Source organism: Aquamicrobium terrae (assembly GCF_040545735.1).
GTDB classification, from domain to species: domain Bacteria; phylum Pseudomonadota; class Alphaproteobacteria; order Rhizobiales; family Rhizobiaceae; genus Mesorhizobium; species Mesorhizobium terrae_A.
The window spans coordinates 70,461-83,816 of record NZ_JBEPML010000016.1 but is presented as its reverse complement, the minus strand read 5'-3'; the positions used below and the strand labels follow the sequence as shown (position 1 = coordinate 83,816).

The following is a 13,356-nucleotide window of genomic DNA, read 5'->3' as shown; positions in this document are numbered from 1 at the left end:
CTATCGCAGGCGTGCCGGCTGATTGCGCCGCGCCCACAGGTCGCTTTGCTCATTGCGCATCCTGTTTCAGCTTGCAGGCAATCGATTCCGGGAACTGGCAAGGCTCGCCGGGCGCCGTATAGGCGACGCGGTCCACCTCGGCGGCGACAGGGCCGCCCGGGTCTTCGAAAGCGCCCATCCAGGATTTCAGCGTGTCGCTGCCCCAAAGGCTCAGGAAGATCTTCGAGGCATGGCTCGGCACCCTGGCAGGGTCGGTCTCCTCCTCGACCAGCGCGCCGTCGACATACCAGGCGATGCGATCCTTCTCCCAGACGAAGGCATAGTCGTGGAAATCCTTGTCGGCGCCGCCTGACACCTCGGCAAGCTTGGCGCTGCCGACGCTCTCGCCATCGACATACTGGTTGACCTGCACCCTGGCGGGGTCCTTGCCGAGCACCTCGAAATCGATCTCGTCATGGGGCTGCTTGTCGACCGGGCCGATATAGGTGAAGAAGCCGGTGTTGAGGCCGGAGCCGGCCACAGCCTTCATGCGCACTTCGTATACGCCGTAGCCGAAGCGTTGCCGGGTCTGCACCTCGCCGCAGACATGACTGCGCTGCTTGTAATCCTGCTTTGCGAAACCGAGCTTGAGCCGTCCGTCCTCGACCTTCGCCTGTTTGGACGACCAGGTGCAGTTCTGGTGGTCGCCGTTCGACCAGCCGTCGGAGATGTACCAACGCCCGGTGTCGAGCTTGTCGAAGGTTTCCACGAAGGATTCGCCCTTGGCCTGGTCCGCCGATTGTGCCTGCGCGGGCGTCGTTGCCGCCAGCGCCAGCACGCCGGTCAGGAGCCATGCCGGGAGGGTCGTCGCCTGTGGTTTCGCCATCGTCACCGTCCTACTTTCTGTTCAGCCCCGACATGGGTCCGCTTCAATTTCGAGCGAATGTTGAGTGGCGTTTAGGACGGTCGCGGGATGGCAATATGGCGCGTCCCCACATTTCGGAGAGCCGGCCGGTAACTTTTTATGAGCGCGGGTTAAGCCGCCGAGACGGAAAACCGGACCGGCACCGGCCGCAGGAGTACGTTTCCAAGGCGGGTAGCCACCTGACGTCCCTTCACCGCCGGTAACGAAACCTGCATACCCACATTCAGGCCGCCCGCATTTTGCGCTGCCGCACGAGTTCGAGCAGTTTCCTCAACAGGCCGCGCTCCATCAGGAAAAGAAGCAAGCCATACAGGACGGCGCCCGCCGCGATGCCAACCATCACCTGCGATGCCGCATTCCACCACAGGCCACCCGGCAGGTCGTCCTTCATCCGGTCCAGCAGCCACCGTACCGCCACGGCCATGATGAGCGAGGCGACCATCGGGCGGGTGGTGGTGTAGAAGCCGGACAGGAAAGGAACATTGCTGGTCCGGAACACCGCCCAGGAGTAGAAAATCAGGGTGATGCCGTTGGCGACGCACAGCCAGACCATGGCTGTGAAAAGGCCGCCGGTCACGGCGCCATAGCTGACAAGGCCGTAGACGAGCCCGGCGCGCAACATGGCGACCCACCACAAGACATCGGATCGGCCCGCCCCCTTGAGGAAGGGAATGTAGGTGCTGCAAGGCGACATGATCCCCTTGGAAACGGCGAGCAGGCCGAGCACCGGCCAGGCATGCGCCCATTGCGGGCCGAAGATCAGGTACATGCCCGGCTCCGCCACCGCCCACAGGCCGAACATCATCGGCGCCAGCGCCACCGTCGAGACCTGCGTGCTGAGCATCAGCGCATCGGTGCGCCGACGCGTATCGTCGCCCATATGGCTGAAAGCCGGAAACAGCACTCCCATGAGGCCGGCCAGCAGCACCTGATTCGGAATGCTGGAAAAGCGGTTGGCTGCCGAATAGGCGCCCGCATCGGCAAGGCCCAGATAGCGCGACACCACCACCAGAGGTGACTGGAAGGTGATGAAATTGAAGAATTCGGAGCCCATGATGCCAAGGCTGTAGCGCGTCAGCGCGCCGACCCGGGCCAGCGAGAGCATGAATTTCGGCCGGTAGGCCGTAGCATGGAAGAGGCCACCAAGGCGCACGATCGCGGCCACGAAAAGCTGCGCCACCAGCGCCCAGACGCCAAAGCCCGCCAGCGCCAGTGCGACGGCGACCACCGCGCCGAGCGATTCGGAAATCACGCTCCAGGCGGCGTCCTTGCGGAAGGCCATGCGCCGCGCCAGCAGGGAATAGGCGACATCGCCGCTCAGTTGCAGCGGCACCAGAAGCGCCATCACCCGGAGCAGATAGGCCGCATCCTCCGCGCCCAGCCAGCGGGCGAAGGGCACGGCCCATATATAGATGCAGGCCGACATCGCCAGCGCCAGCGCGAGATTGACCCAGAACACCGAGTGCAGCGTCTCCTCGTCCTCCTCGCGTTCGAGCACCAGGGAGGCCGCAAGGCCCGCGCTGCCGATCATGGCCAGGAACATCACCACGGTCTGGGCGACGGCCACCGTGCCGAACTCTTCCGGGGAGAGGAGGCGCGCCAGGATCGGGACGGTGACAAATTTCAGCCCGAATATGCTGGTCTTGGAAAGCACGCTCCAGCCAACGCTGTTCGTCACGGTCTTCAAATTGATGGTCGTCGACATGGGCGAGCGCCGTTCCTTTGTGGGCGGACCCACGTTCGTCAGCGAGCCCTGCGGGGGGCACCGACCGGAATGCATCGGGCCCGTGGTGGCCCCCTAGACTCCTGAAGGCGCGAAAAAATGACGAAGTGCACAGTCATCATCCCCTACTACCAGCGAGAGCCCGGAATCCTGGGGCGGGCGTTGCGTTCCGTATTCGCGCAGACCCATGCCGATTTCGACGTGATCGTCGTCGACGACACCTCACCTTTGCCGGCCGAAACCGAGCTGCGGGAGTTCCAGCTGGAAGAACGGGCGCGGATTACCGTTATAAAACAACCGAATGCGGGACCGGGTGGGGCGCGCAACATGGGGCTCGACCATGTGCCTGCCGACAGCGCCTGCGTTGCCTTCCTCGATTCCGACGATGAGTGGGCGCCGAAGCATCTGGAGACGGCGGTGGCTGCGCTGTCACTTTTTGATGCCGACTGTTACTGGGCCTCGATCGGGGGCGGCGAGGAATTCTACTACCATTTCGGCGTGGCCGACCTGGCAGGCGCCGCACAGATGACACGGCTGAGCGACGATCCGCCCATTGTCGAGATTGCCGACCTTGGCGGCACCATGCTGAAGAACTGGAGCTTCCTGCATCTGTCCTGCATGGTTATCGGCCAGACCCTGGCCCGCAACATCCGCTTCGACGCAGCGCTGAGACTGGCGGCGGAGGACGTGTTGTTCTTCTACGATTGCGTGCGCAATGCGCGTCGTTGCGTGCTTTGCGAATCCATCGGCGCCACGCGCGGGGAAGGCATCAACATCTTCCACGGAATGGACAGCGATTCGCCGCAGTTCCTCAGGCAGCAGTTCAACACCTGGGTGGCGCTCGACCATCTGGAGAACCGGTTCGTCCATCGCCCCGAGGACCGGGCCTCGATCGAGGTCTACAAGCAGACCGCGCGCAATCAGGCGCTGTGGGGGCAGGCGCGTCTGGTCAAGACGCGCAAGGCTCCGCAATTGAAGCAGCTCGCACAATGGGCCTGGCGCGATCCGAAAATCCTGCGCAGCGCCCTGGCTCTCGCCGTCGGCAAGATTGCCCGATAGGAGGTCGAGAATGCAGCCCTTCTACTGGGAATCCGCCCATGGCAATTTCGGCGACGACCTCAACCTGTGGCTCTGGGATTTCCTCCTGCCCGGCCTGCGCGATATCCATCCCGAAACGCTGCTCGTGGGGGTAGGCACTGTCCTGAACCGGAAGCTATTGCCCGCAGGCGTGAAGAAACTCGTCATCGGCAGCGGCTTCGGCTACGGCGAAGCTCCCGACCTTTCCGATGCCGGCGAATGGGACATACGCGCGGTGCGCGGTCCGCTGACGGCGCGCACGCTCGGCCTCGACGAAGGGCTCGGCCTTGTCGATCCTGCCGTGCTGGTGGCGGACATGCCCGAATTCCGGAACCTGCAAAAGAGTGGCGGAACGATCTTCGTGCCGCATTGGGAATCCACGGTCGGCGGCATCTGGCCGCTGGTGTGCCACGAGGCAGGGCTTGGCTATGTCGATCCCTGCGGAGAGGCAAGGGACGTCATCCGCAAGATCGCGCAGGCCGATCTGGTGATCGCCGAATCGATGCATGCCGCCATACTGGCCGACGCCTTCCGCGTGCCCTGGGTGGCGGTGACGACCTCGCAGAGCATCAACAGTTTCAAATGGTGCGACTGGGCGGCCTCGCTCGAGGTGCGCTACGAACCCCGGCGCATTCCCCTCTCCTCACGCGCCGAGGCAGTCACCAAGGGCGCCCCCTTCTGGGGCATGAACTTTGCGCAGCGGGAGCACCCGGCCAACGGAGGACGCGCGCCGGACGCGGAGATGCTGGTCGCGACCCATCCGGAATCCGGATCACCGTTGCGCGCGGCAGCCAAGAAGATCCTTGCCCTGCCCGCCATCCTGGCGCTGCGCAAGGCGCGCATGGCCACACCGCAACTCAGCGCAGATGCCGTATTGGCCGGGAAGAAGGAACAGCTGGGGGCAGTGATCGAAACCGTACGTCGCGACTATTTCTGAGTGGCGATACGGGCCGCAAGCAGATAGCGCGGCGGGGCAGGCTCCTTTGAGCTTTGGCTATGGCGGCTCCGCCGCAGAGCCTCCAGCTTGTCGGCGGCGACGCCACGGATGATGGCCGGCAGTGCCGAGGGCCGTGCCAGCGCCTCAAATCCGGCGGGGATCAGGCCGCGCGTGCCCTTTCGGTCGAGGAAATGGCGCAATTCGAAGCGGCCGCGCACATGGCGTTCATGGCGAAGAAGCGCTCCTCTCGCCTCCGGCGTCAGATCGAAAGAGGCGAGCATGGCGCGATCGGCCTCGTAGAGCCGCTTCAGGTCCTCGGTGCGATGGCGGCCGCTCAGCGAATCGGCGCGCACCACGGCGCCGTAGCCGCAATCGTGCACGATCTTGTAGCGCGCGCCCTTCAACAGGGCCCGCGTGTAGAGATCGTAATCCTCGCCAAGGCGCAGGCTCTCGTCATAGCACAGGGCGTGGCGATCGAGAAAGGCGCGCCGCATCACCGGTTTCAGAAAACCGATCTCGCCGCGCGAGGCACCGCGCCGGGAAATGTTGCCGTCGATGAAACCGACCGCGTCGAGAAAACACGGCGCCGTCTCGAAGCGGGGCACCGCCAACTGCCGGTCGACCATGCTGCGCTCATCGATGAAGACGATATTGTCGGCGACGAAGTCCCAGTCTTCGCCATCGAGCATTCTGTCGAAACGGCCCGGCAGGAAGAAGTCATCGGCGTCGAGGATCGCCAGAAGCGGGGCCCTGGACATCGCGATGGCACGGTTGCGGGCATGGGCGGGCCCTCGATTGCTGTCCAGCCTCACGATGGCAAGGCGGCCGCTGCCGTCATCTGCCGCAAGCGCCCTTTCGGCGGTGGCATCGTCGGAGCCATCATCCACGACGACGACCTCGCTGACGCGCGCCTCCCGCAGCGCCGAAGCGACTGCACGCGCGATCGTCTCCTGGGCGTTCTTGGCCGCGATGATGACGCAGACGGTCGGGAATGCCATGCCGGTTTCCGCTTGAGTGCTTCCATGCGCCCGGCATGGAAATCTGTCGTTTCAGGACATGCGGCCGCAATGGGCCGACGACGTAGGCCACGCCTTATCCAGCATCACAAGGCAATTTGATGACCGCCAAGCGAAACACGCCCGGCGAAACGCCCGATCAGTGCAGCGAGGAACCCCTGGTGTTTCGCAGCGATGCGGCCTTGGCTTCGAGCTTGCCCTTCTTGGCCACCGGAGCACCGGCACCGCTTTCCGAGGGATCGCCGCCGCGTTCGCCCGGCGCACCGGATCGCCAGACCATGAACAGGATTGCTACGAAATAGCCAATCTGGATCAGCACCGCGCAAATGACAGTGCTGAGAAAGGTCGTCCATAATGATTGGGTGATCGCGTAGTTCACTATGGCAAACATGCCAAGGGCGATGAGGAAGCCGCGAAGGAACAGAGGAAAGGACATCTTATCCTTTCACACGCCGCGTGGCTGCAACACTCTCATGCAAAACCTTACTCCCGCCATTGCGAACGTGGATGAACGACTTTCACCGGCACACCCAAATCCTCGAAATGCAAAGCTTGAAAGCCTCCATTTCGTGATCGCTCGCACACCCGTAAATATAGGCGGTTTGGCAAGTCTCCGCAACATGAGTCCTGACTGCCGACTCTTTGCAACTTGATCTGGAACCAGCGGAAATTGAGCTTTCCGGAAGGCAAAAAGGCGTCACCGGCGACGCCACCCCGGAAAGCAGATGCGCCCTTTCAGAAGCAAGAAAGGCGCCTTCACCTCGAAGTAACTCAAATCACAATGATATTCTCTTATACACTTAAATAAATTATTGTTTTAAAATGATAATTATCACAAATACAATTAATATATCATTAATTATTACACTAATGAAACTAATCTACACCTGAAGCCGAGCGAACTGTTTCACTCGGTTACAAAACATGACTGACACACCCCTTTGGTGGCCGATTTTTGGCACAGAGCTGACCTATGCAGCGGCCCTTACCCTTCGCGTGCTGCAGCGCAGCATAAGTTTTCCGCTATTCAAACGGAGCAACAGGAACATGAGAGAAGCTGCCAGATTGGCCAACAGATTCTCATCCCGATCGCAAATCTGCGACCAGCAAACCCCTGGCGGCCCGTTCAAGCGCGGGTTTGACGTAATCGGAGCCATGGCGGCACTTGTGGTCTTGAGTCCCCTGCTCGCGATGCTGGCGGGGCTGATCAAGTTCGCCGACGGCGGCAGCGTGGTTTATGGCCATCGCCGAATCGGCCGTGGCGGCAAGGTCTTCCGATGCTGGAAGTTCCGGACCATGGTGGAGAATGGCGACGAAGTCCTGAACGCCTATCTGGCAGCCAACCCGCAGGCCCGCGAGGAATGGGAGGCGGCTCGCAAGTTGCAGGACGATCCGCGCGTCACCCGCGTGGGCGCCGTGTTGCGCAAATTCTCGCTGGACGAGCTGCCGCAGATCCTCAACATCCTGCGCGGCGAAATGAGCTTCGTCGGCCCCCGCCCCGTGGTGAAGGACGAGCTTGAGCTTTATGGCAATGCCGCACCCTACTATCTCAGCGCCCGTCCCGGCCTGACCGGGCTGTGGCAGGTCAGCGGCCGCAGCGATGTCTCCTATGGCGCGCGCGTCGCCTTCGACCGCCACTATGTTGAGAACTGGTCATTCACCTCCGATGTGAAGATCCTCATCCGCACCGTGCCCGCGGTGTTCTCTTCGCGCGGAAGCTATTGAGAGCGCCGCCTCTAAAGCCGCCCGGGCACAGGATTTGAAAGCTTTTCACATGCATGTCGCTTCTTCCTTCCTCCGTGCATTCACAGCTGCGATTTTCGTCCTGCTGGCGACGCTTGCCGGAGCGAGCGCGCAAACGGACGACGATTATCTGCTGGACACCATGGACCGGCTGCATATCCGCATCGCCGAATGGCAAAGCGCGGAAGGCGCGCTGCGCGACTGGTCGACGCTGAACGGCGAATATACGGTCGGGCCGTCGGGCGCTGTTTCGATGCCTTTCGTCGGCCAGCTTCCGGCGCGCGGCAAGACGGTCGGTGAACTGGCCACCGCCATCGGCGATCAGCTCCAGCAGCGGCTCGGCCTCTCCGACAGGCCGGAGGCCTCGGTGGAGATCGCCGAGTTCCGGCCGATCTTCATCGCCGGCGACGTGCAGACGCCGGGCAAATACCCCTATGGCCCGCAACTCACCGTGCTGAAGGCCCTCAGCCTGGCAGGGGGGCTGCGCCGCAGCGATGCCGGCGGCTTGGGTGGGGCCCGCGATTTCCTCAATGCACAGGGCAATCACGACGTGCTGATCGCGCAGCGCAACGGCCTGCTCGCCAGACGGGCGAGATTGATCGCCGAAGCGGAAGGAAAGGACGAGATCGACTTCCCCGACGAGCTTCGCAAGAGCGAGGCCGGCCGCAAGCTGATCAATGACGAGACCGCGCTCAAGGCGGCACGGGAAAGGCGGCTGCGGCTGCAGCTCGCCGGCCATGACGACCTGAAGAAGCTGCTGAGCTCCGAAATCGAGTCCCTCCAGCAGAAGATCGCCACCCAGAACCGCCAGCTCGAATTGCTGCGCACGGAGTTGAAGAGCATTGGCAATCTCCAGGAGAAGGGCCTGGTGGTGAACCAACGCATTCTCTCGCTGGAACAGAGCAATGCGGAACTGGAGGGCAAGATCCTCGATATGGAAACGGCAAGCCTGCGCGCCAAGCAGGACATCGCCAAGACGACGCAGGACGAGACCAGCCTCCAGAACGAGCGGGCGACGGAAATCGCGCGCGACCGTCAGCAGACCGAGGCCGACCTGCAAGAGCTCGACATGAAGATGCAGATGTATTCGGGCCTGATGATGGAGGCGCTGGAGCGGGCGCCCGCCGCTGCCGCCAACGCGCAGGACGGGGCCGAACCTATGGTGCGCTTCCGCATCACCCGCACCGATGCGGACGGCCAGTCTGTCGAAACCGAGGCGAAGGAAAACACGGCCGTCCTGCCGGGTGACGTGGTGAAGGTGGAGGTCGCCGTGCCGCAGCCGGAGAGGCCGGCCGCCGATTCGAACTGAGGTCAATCCACGCAGCCGTCCGCGACTGCGGGAAAGCGATGCCATGAAGATCCCGAAGGCCCTTCTGGTCGACCCTGAACGCAATGGCTTGTACGGCGCCCTTGCCGTGGCCTTGTCGATCTTCGTCTTCGCCTATTCCACCCGCTTCGGTCAGGTCTCCATTCTCGCCTATTACGCCTGCTGGCTGCCGCTGCTGCTCGTAGATCGAAGGCTGATCCTGGATCATTATTGGCGTTTCGGCTGGATCGCGGCCTTCGCACTTCTGGCCTGCCTCTCCACATTCTGGTCGGCGGCACCGGCAGTCAGCGCACGGGCCGGCCTGCAACTGCTTTCGCATGTGATCTGCGTCCTCATCGCCGCGCGCACGGTCAGCGTCAACACCTTGTGCCGGGGAGCTGTCATCGGCATCGGCGTCGTTCTGGCGTTTTCCTTCGTCTTCGGGCAATACAATTACGATCCGCTCGACGGCACCTACAGTTTCGTCGGCGCCTTCTCATCCAAGAACCAGATCGGACTGTTCGCCTCGCTCGGCATCTATTTCGCCTTTTCCTGCCTCTTCATCCTGCGTGAGCACATGGTCTGGCGGCTTCTGGCGCTGGGTTGCGGCCTCGTTTCAGCTATTGCCCTCGTCAAGGCCCAGTCGGCGACATCGGTCCTTGCCATCCTCGTCACGCTGGCCGTTCTGATCGCGCTGAAGGTCGCCTTGCGGTTTGCCCCCGCCACCCGCAAGGGCGCCATGGCGGCCGCCGTCATGATCGCAGTGGGCGCGGCCTTCGCCGCTGCCAATCTGGGCGCCATGGATGTCGTTCTCGGCGCCTTCGGAAAGGACTCGACGCTGACCGGCCGTACCTATCTGTGGTCGGAGGGACTGGCCGCCGCCGCCAATGCTCCCATTTTCGGCGTCGGCTATCAGGCCTATTGGGTGCAGGGATTTTCCGAGGCCGAGCGGCTGTGGGCCGAATTCTATATCGGCTCACGCAGCGGCTTCCATTTCCACAACACCTATATTGCAGCGGCAGTCGAGCTCGGCCTCGTCGGCCTTCTGCTCATCGCCTTCCTGATGGTGCGCACATCGCTGGGATTGCTGTCGCGTCTCGTCGGCTCACGCCGTGATCCGGCCGCCGTCGTCGCCTTCGGCATCGCCTGGATGTTCCTCATTCGCTCCTTCGTCGAAGTCGACGTGATCAACCCCTATGTCGTAGGCTCCTTCCTGCTCTGCTACGCCGCCGGTTTCCTGACCGCTCCGCAGCGCGAAGGTGATGCCGCCTGCGCCGCCACCCCCATCCCTCTGCTCCGGCACGGCGCTATATGAGCCGTCTTCTCGGCATACAATATTTGCGGGCCGCAGCGGCGCTGGGCGTGGTCATCTTCCATGCGGCCGAACGGGCCGGCGGCCATTTCGTCATCGGCGCGGCGGGCGTCGATGTGTTCTTCGTCATCAGCGGCTTCATCATGTGGGTTCTCGCCGAGATGCGGCAGCCTGCGCCCGCGACCTTCCTGCGCGACCGCATCGAACGCATCGTCCCGCTCTACTGGATCGTCACCGCCGTCATGGTGGCAGGGGCGCTGGCCGGGCTGTTTCCCAGCATCCGGCTCACCGTCGGGCACATCATCGGCTCCCTGATGTTCGTGCCGCACATATCACCCAGCAACGGCCAGATCTGGCCCCTGCTCGTGCAAGGCTGGACGCTGAACTACGAGCTGTTCTTCTACGCCGTGTTTTCAGCCGTGCTGATGCTTGCCGCCAGCAAGCGGCTTCCCGCCATCGCGGCCATATTTGCCGCTCTGGTCATCGCCGGGCTGCTCCTGCAGCCGCAAGCTCCTGTGTTCAAGACCTATACAAGCCCGCTGCTGCTTGAATTCCTGATGGGAATCTGCGTCGGCAAATTGTGGCTGGAGCGCCGGATGCCGTCAGCCCGGACAGGGCTGGCCCTCATGATCGTCGCGCTTGCCGGCTTTGCCTTCGTCGCCATCACTTACATCGGCTTCAACGCGTTCATCCTCGGGCCGCTGGCGTCTCTCCTTCTCATTGGCGTCCTTGCCGTCGAGGCCAGCGGGCATATGCCCCGGTCGAATACAGCCGCTTATCTCGGCGATGCCTCCTATTCGATCTATCTCTGGCACACGATGGCGATTTCAGTGGTCGCGAAATTCGGCATGCTGCTTTCCCTGCCGCCCTTGACAGTGTTCGCCATTGCCACCCTATCCGGCACAGCAATAGGGATGGTCGCCTATGAAGTGCTGGAAAAACCCATCACGGCCTTTCTGAAAAAGCGGCGTCGCAGGCAGCGACAGACAATCCCGGTTCTCGCCGACCCCGACCGTTCCAGGATGCATACCAACAAGGCAGCCAAAACCTCATAGTCCGGCATTGGCTCTAGCTGCCCGTCGTTCCCGTGGCGATCGCGACCAGCCATCGCCGGATGACTTTCTCCTCGTCCGGAGTAAGGTTCTCCACCAACGCTTCTTCCAGCTTGTAGACCTGTGTGCGGGCCGCCTTGAGCAGATCGGCGCCCTTGTCGGTCGGAAACAGCGACTTGATGCGGCCGTGAATTTCGTGCGGCTGACGGGCAATCAGCCCGGCACGCTCGAGATTTCCGATGATCACGCTGACCGTCTGCGGGGTGAGCAACGCCAGACGCGCAACGTCCGCGTTGGAAATCCCTGGATAGGCCGACAGCATCGTCAAAACCGAAAATTGCGGAGCGGTGATACCGAATTCCGCCAGGACCTGTTCCATGCGATGCCGATGGATACCCGTCGCCTGCCGCAACAGATAGCCGATACGCCCCGCTTCCCCCCGCTTGCCGGCGCCGGGAGCAGGTATCGGGGTTTGCGTCTTGCCCATTGTCAGAACTCTGATATGTTATTCGTGCACTGATATTATCAGGCATGCTTCAACAGGGATAGAGATGAACCATAACGATGAGCGAGTCAGCTACCCAGCCTTCATGGAGAAGGCCCCGGCAGCCTATGCCGGACTGGTCAGCCTCGTGAAAGCAATCCATGAATCCGGACTGGAGCCGGAGTTGATCGAACTGGTTGAAATTCGCGCCTCCCAGATAAACGGATGTGCCTTTTGCCTTCAGTACCATTTGTCGCTGGCAAGGAAGGTTCCCGTCTCCCAACAGAAACTCGACCTGCTCGCCGTCTGGCGCGAGGCCGGGATTTTCACCGCCCGGGAGAGCGCCGCACTCGCCTGGACGGAAGCCCTGACGAACATCGGCAGTGCCCACCCTTCGGACGAGACGTGGCTGGCGCTGAAGGACAAATTCACCGAGCAGGAGATCATTCTCCTCACGGTGGCCGTCGGCACGATCAACCAGTGGAACCGGATAGCCGGCGGCCTCCGCTTCAGCCCGATGATCGGGCCGGAGACGAAGCGATAATGGAACTCAGATCCGTCGAAACGTCAGGCGACCTGCACGCCTGTTTCGAACTGATGCGGGAGCTGCGGCCTCATTTGAAGACGTTTGAGGAATTCGCCGAACGGTGGTCCCGCCAACGCTTGTCCGGCTATCGGCTTGTGGCGCTGATGGATGGCGAATGTGCCGTTGCGCTGGCAGGTTTCCGGGTGCAGGAAAACCTTGTCCATGGCCGTCATCTCTATGTTGACGATCTTGTCACACGCGGTTCCGCGCGTGGAAATGGTTATGGCAAGGTGGTCATGGATGAGCTCAAGGCCGAAGCGCGGCGCTTGAATTGTTCAAAACTCGCGCTCGATACCCCAAGCACGAATTTCCGTGGCCATCGATTCTATTATCGCGAGGGGCTGGCCGCGACCGCCTTCCGGTTTGCAATGGATATAGGCTGACAGCATATGAACCAAACGCTTCTGCATCTTACCGTCAGCCCCCGCAAAACGGAGTCCTACAGCCGCCGTTACGGCCAGGAACTCGTACAAAGCCTTTGTCACGCCAATCCCGGTCTCCAGCCGACGATCAGAGACCTGACCTCTCCCGTTCTCCCACTGCCTGACGAGGGCTTTGTCGAAGCCAGCCTGAAGCCTGCCGACCAGCGCACCGAAAAGGACGAGAGCGCTCTGGCGCTATCGGAGCAACTTATTGCGGAGCTGAGTGCTGCGAGCAGCGTCGTCATCGATACGCCAATGCACAATTTCACCGTTCCCGCCTCGTTAAAGGCATGGGTCGATTACATTGTGAGGCCGAACCGGACGTTCAAAAACACGGGAAGCGGCAAGGTAGGGCTTCTGTCCAATCGCCCTGTATTCCTCATTGTCGCCTGCGGCGGGCCGGTATCGGAAGCAGCCGGTGCACAGACCGATCATCTGACGCCTTACTTGCGATACGTTTTCCAGACCATCGGCATCACGGACTTTCGGTCGAAAACACTCGACAGGATGCGTCGTGGCCCGCAAAGGGTAAAGCAAGCGGACCTGGAAGCCTTGCAATGGACCCGTCAACACCGGTTGCTGTCCAACCAAGTCGCCGGATGACGCTCGCCGCTATCGTCGTGATACTTCCGTGGTCAACGGTCCAGATCTGACCGCCAGGCAGCAAGGCGTTCCTGCATCACTTGCCGAGAGCGAACCCGCGCTTGTCGATGCCTCTTGCTCGGCAACAGGCAGCCGCGGCGCCGGGGTCTGCTCAACCCCGCCTTGCGGGCGCGCCTTATTTGTCCAGCGCT

The 13,356-nt window shown here is 62.2% G+C and carries 14 protein-coding genes; 9 read left to right on the top strand and 5 right to left on the bottom strand.

Going from position 1 to position 13,356, the window contains the following annotated elements; translation table 11 throughout:
* Positions 1-49: 49 nt before the first annotated feature.
* Positions 50-865, bottom strand: coding sequence for an endo-1,3-1,4-beta-glycanase ExoK (gene exoK / locus ABID37_RS19610; protein ID WP_354197808.1), 816 nt, complete (start codon positions 863-865; stop codon positions 50-52).
* A gap of 262 nt (positions 866-1,127) precedes the next feature.
* Positions 1,128-2,609 carry a lipopolysaccharide biosynthesis protein gene (locus ABID37_RS19605; RefSeq protein WP_354197806.1) on the bottom strand — a complete coding sequence of 494 codons (1,482 nt, stop codon included), beginning with the start codon at positions 2,607-2,609 and terminating at the stop codon, positions 1,128-1,130.
* Between the two features lie 117 nt (positions 2,610-2,726).
* Between ABID37_RS19605 and ABID37_RS19600 the strand changes: the two genes are divergently transcribed.
* The gene (locus ABID37_RS19600) at positions 2,727-3,686 is read left to right on the top strand and encodes a glycosyltransferase family 2 protein (RefSeq protein WP_354197804.1); all 960 of its coding nucleotides are present in this window, start codon (positions 2,727-2,729) and stop codon (positions 3,684-3,686) included.
* 10 nt (positions 3,687-3,696) lie between these two features.
* Entirely contained in the window at positions 3,697-4,641 is a 945-nt protein-coding gene (locus ABID37_RS19595) for a polysaccharide pyruvyl transferase family protein (RefSeq protein WP_354197802.1), read from the top strand.
* On the opposite strand, the gene ABID37_RS19590 is transcribed toward ABID37_RS19595, so the two are convergent.
* Both ABID37_RS19590 and ABID37_RS19585 read right to left on the bottom strand, forming a co-directional pair.
* Positions 4,632-5,639 carry a glycosyltransferase family 2 protein gene (locus tag ABID37_RS19590; protein ID WP_354197800.1) on the bottom strand — a complete coding sequence of 336 codons (1,008 nt, stop codon included), beginning with the start codon at positions 5,637-5,639 and terminating at the stop codon, positions 4,632-4,634. The genes ABID37_RS19595 and ABID37_RS19590 overlap by 10 nt on opposite strands.
* A gap of 157 nt (positions 5,640-5,796) precedes the next feature.
* The gene (locus ABID37_RS19585; protein ID WP_354197798.1) at positions 5,797-6,093 is read right to left on the bottom strand and encodes an exopolysaccharide production repressor protein; all 297 of its coding nucleotides are present in this window, start codon (positions 6,091-6,093) and stop codon (positions 5,797-5,799) included.
* A 611-nt stretch (positions 6,094-6,704) separates the two neighbouring features.
* On the opposite strand from ABID37_RS19585, the gene ABID37_RS19580 reads away from it, so the two are divergent.
* The 4 genes from ABID37_RS19580 to ABID37_RS19565 are packed head-to-tail and all read left to right on the top strand — an operon-like array spanning position 6,705 to position 11,073.
* Entirely contained in the window at positions 6,705-7,382 is a 678-nt protein-coding gene (locus tag ABID37_RS19580; RefSeq protein ID WP_354197865.1) for a sugar transferase, read from the top strand.
* 49 nt (positions 7,383-7,431) lie between these two features.
* Positions 7,432-8,709, top strand: coding sequence for a polysaccharide biosynthesis/export family protein (locus ABID37_RS19575; protein WP_354197796.1), 1,278 nt, complete (start codon positions 7,432-7,434; stop codon positions 8,707-8,709).
* Between the two features lie 43 nt (positions 8,710-8,752).
* Positions 8,753-10,021 carry an O-antigen ligase family protein gene (locus ABID37_RS19570; protein WP_354197794.1) on the top strand — a complete coding sequence of 423 codons (1,269 nt, stop codon included), beginning with the start codon at positions 8,753-8,755 and terminating at the stop codon, positions 10,019-10,021.
* Positions 10,018-11,073 (top strand): acyltransferase family protein, encoded by a 1,056-nt coding sequence (locus tag ABID37_RS19565; RefSeq protein ID WP_354197792.1) that lies wholly within the window; start codon positions 10,018-10,020, stop codon positions 11,071-11,073. Before ABID37_RS19570 ends, ABID37_RS19565 begins: the two co-directional genes overlap by 4 nt.
* Positions 11,074-11,086: 13 nt before the next feature.
* Here the strand turns inward: ABID37_RS19565 and ABID37_RS19560 are convergent, their stop codons facing one another.
* On the bottom strand, positions 11,087-11,557 hold the full coding sequence (locus ABID37_RS19560) for a MarR family winged helix-turn-helix transcriptional regulator (protein WP_354197790.1): 471 nt from the start codon (positions 11,555-11,557) through the stop codon (positions 11,087-11,089).
* A 103-nt stretch (positions 11,558-11,660) separates the two neighbouring features.
* Here ABID37_RS19560 and ABID37_RS19555 point away from each other — a divergent pair, with 103 nt between their 5' ends.
* Genes ABID37_RS19555 through ABID37_RS19545 form a run of 3 tightly spaced genes read left to right on the top strand, consistent with a single transcriptional unit; the run spans position 11,661 to position 13,165 of the window.
* On the top strand, positions 11,661-12,098 hold the full coding sequence (locus ABID37_RS19555) for a carboxymuconolactone decarboxylase family protein (protein WP_354197788.1): 438 nt from the start codon (positions 11,661-11,663) through the stop codon (positions 12,096-12,098).
* Complete coding sequence (locus ABID37_RS19550) at positions 12,098-12,523, top strand: GNAT family N-acetyltransferase (RefSeq protein WP_354197786.1); 426 nt, start codon at positions 12,098-12,100, stop codon at positions 12,521-12,523. Before ABID37_RS19555 ends, ABID37_RS19550 begins: the two co-directional genes overlap by 1 nt.
* A 6-nt stretch (positions 12,524-12,529) precedes the next feature.
* Complete coding sequence (locus ABID37_RS19545; RefSeq protein ID WP_354197784.1) at positions 12,530-13,165, top strand: FMN-dependent NADH-azoreductase; 636 nt, start codon at positions 12,530-12,532, stop codon at positions 13,163-13,165.
* The last annotated feature ends 191 nt before the right edge of the window (positions 13,166-13,356 follow it).

Coding starts and splice junctions, on each gene's coding strand:
- exoK (WP_354197808.1), bottom strand. CDS start 865: ATGGCGAAACCACAGGCGACGACCCTCCCGGCATGGCTCCTGACCGGC.
- ABID37_RS19605 (WP_354197806.1), bottom strand. CDS start 2,609: ATGTCGACGACCATCAATTTGAAGACCGTGACGAACAGCGTTGGCTGG.
- ABID37_RS19600 (WP_354197804.1), top strand. CDS start 2,727: ATGACGAAGTGCACAGTCATCATCCCCTACTACCAGCGAGAGCCCGGA.
- ABID37_RS19595 (WP_354197802.1), top strand. CDS start 3,697: ATGCAGCCCTTCTACTGGGAATCCGCCCATGGCAATTTCGGCGACGAC.
- ABID37_RS19590 (WP_354197800.1), bottom strand. CDS start 5,639: ATGGCATTCCCGACCGTCTGCGTCATCATCGCGGCCAAGAACGCCCAG.
- ABID37_RS19585 (WP_354197798.1), bottom strand. CDS start 6,093: ATGTCCTTTCCTCTGTTCCTTCGCGGCTTCCTCATCGCCCTTGGCATG.
- ABID37_RS19580 (WP_354197865.1), top strand. CDS start 6,705: ATGAGAGAAGCTGCCAGATTGGCCAACAGATTCTCATCCCGATCGCAA.
- ABID37_RS19575 (WP_354197796.1), top strand. CDS start 7,432: ATGCATGTCGCTTCTTCCTTCCTCCGTGCATTCACAGCTGCGATTTTC.
- ABID37_RS19570 (WP_354197794.1), top strand. CDS start 8,753: ATGAAGATCCCGAAGGCCCTTCTGGTCGACCCTGAACGCAATGGCTTG.
- ABID37_RS19565 (WP_354197792.1), top strand. CDS start 10,018: ATGAGCCGTCTTCTCGGCATACAATATTTGCGGGCCGCAGCGGCGCTG.
- ABID37_RS19560 (WP_354197790.1), bottom strand. CDS start 11,557: ATGGGCAAGACGCAAACCCCGATACCTGCTCCCGGCGCCGGCAAGCGG.
- ABID37_RS19555 (WP_354197788.1), top strand. CDS start 11,661: ATGGAGAAGGCCCCGGCAGCCTATGCCGGACTGGTCAGCCTCGTGAAA.
- ABID37_RS19550 (WP_354197786.1), top strand. CDS start 12,098: ATGGAACTCAGATCCGTCGAAACGTCAGGCGACCTGCACGCCTGTTTC.
- ABID37_RS19545 (WP_354197784.1), top strand. CDS start 12,530: ATGAACCAAACGCTTCTGCATCTTACCGTCAGCCCCCGCAAAACGGAG.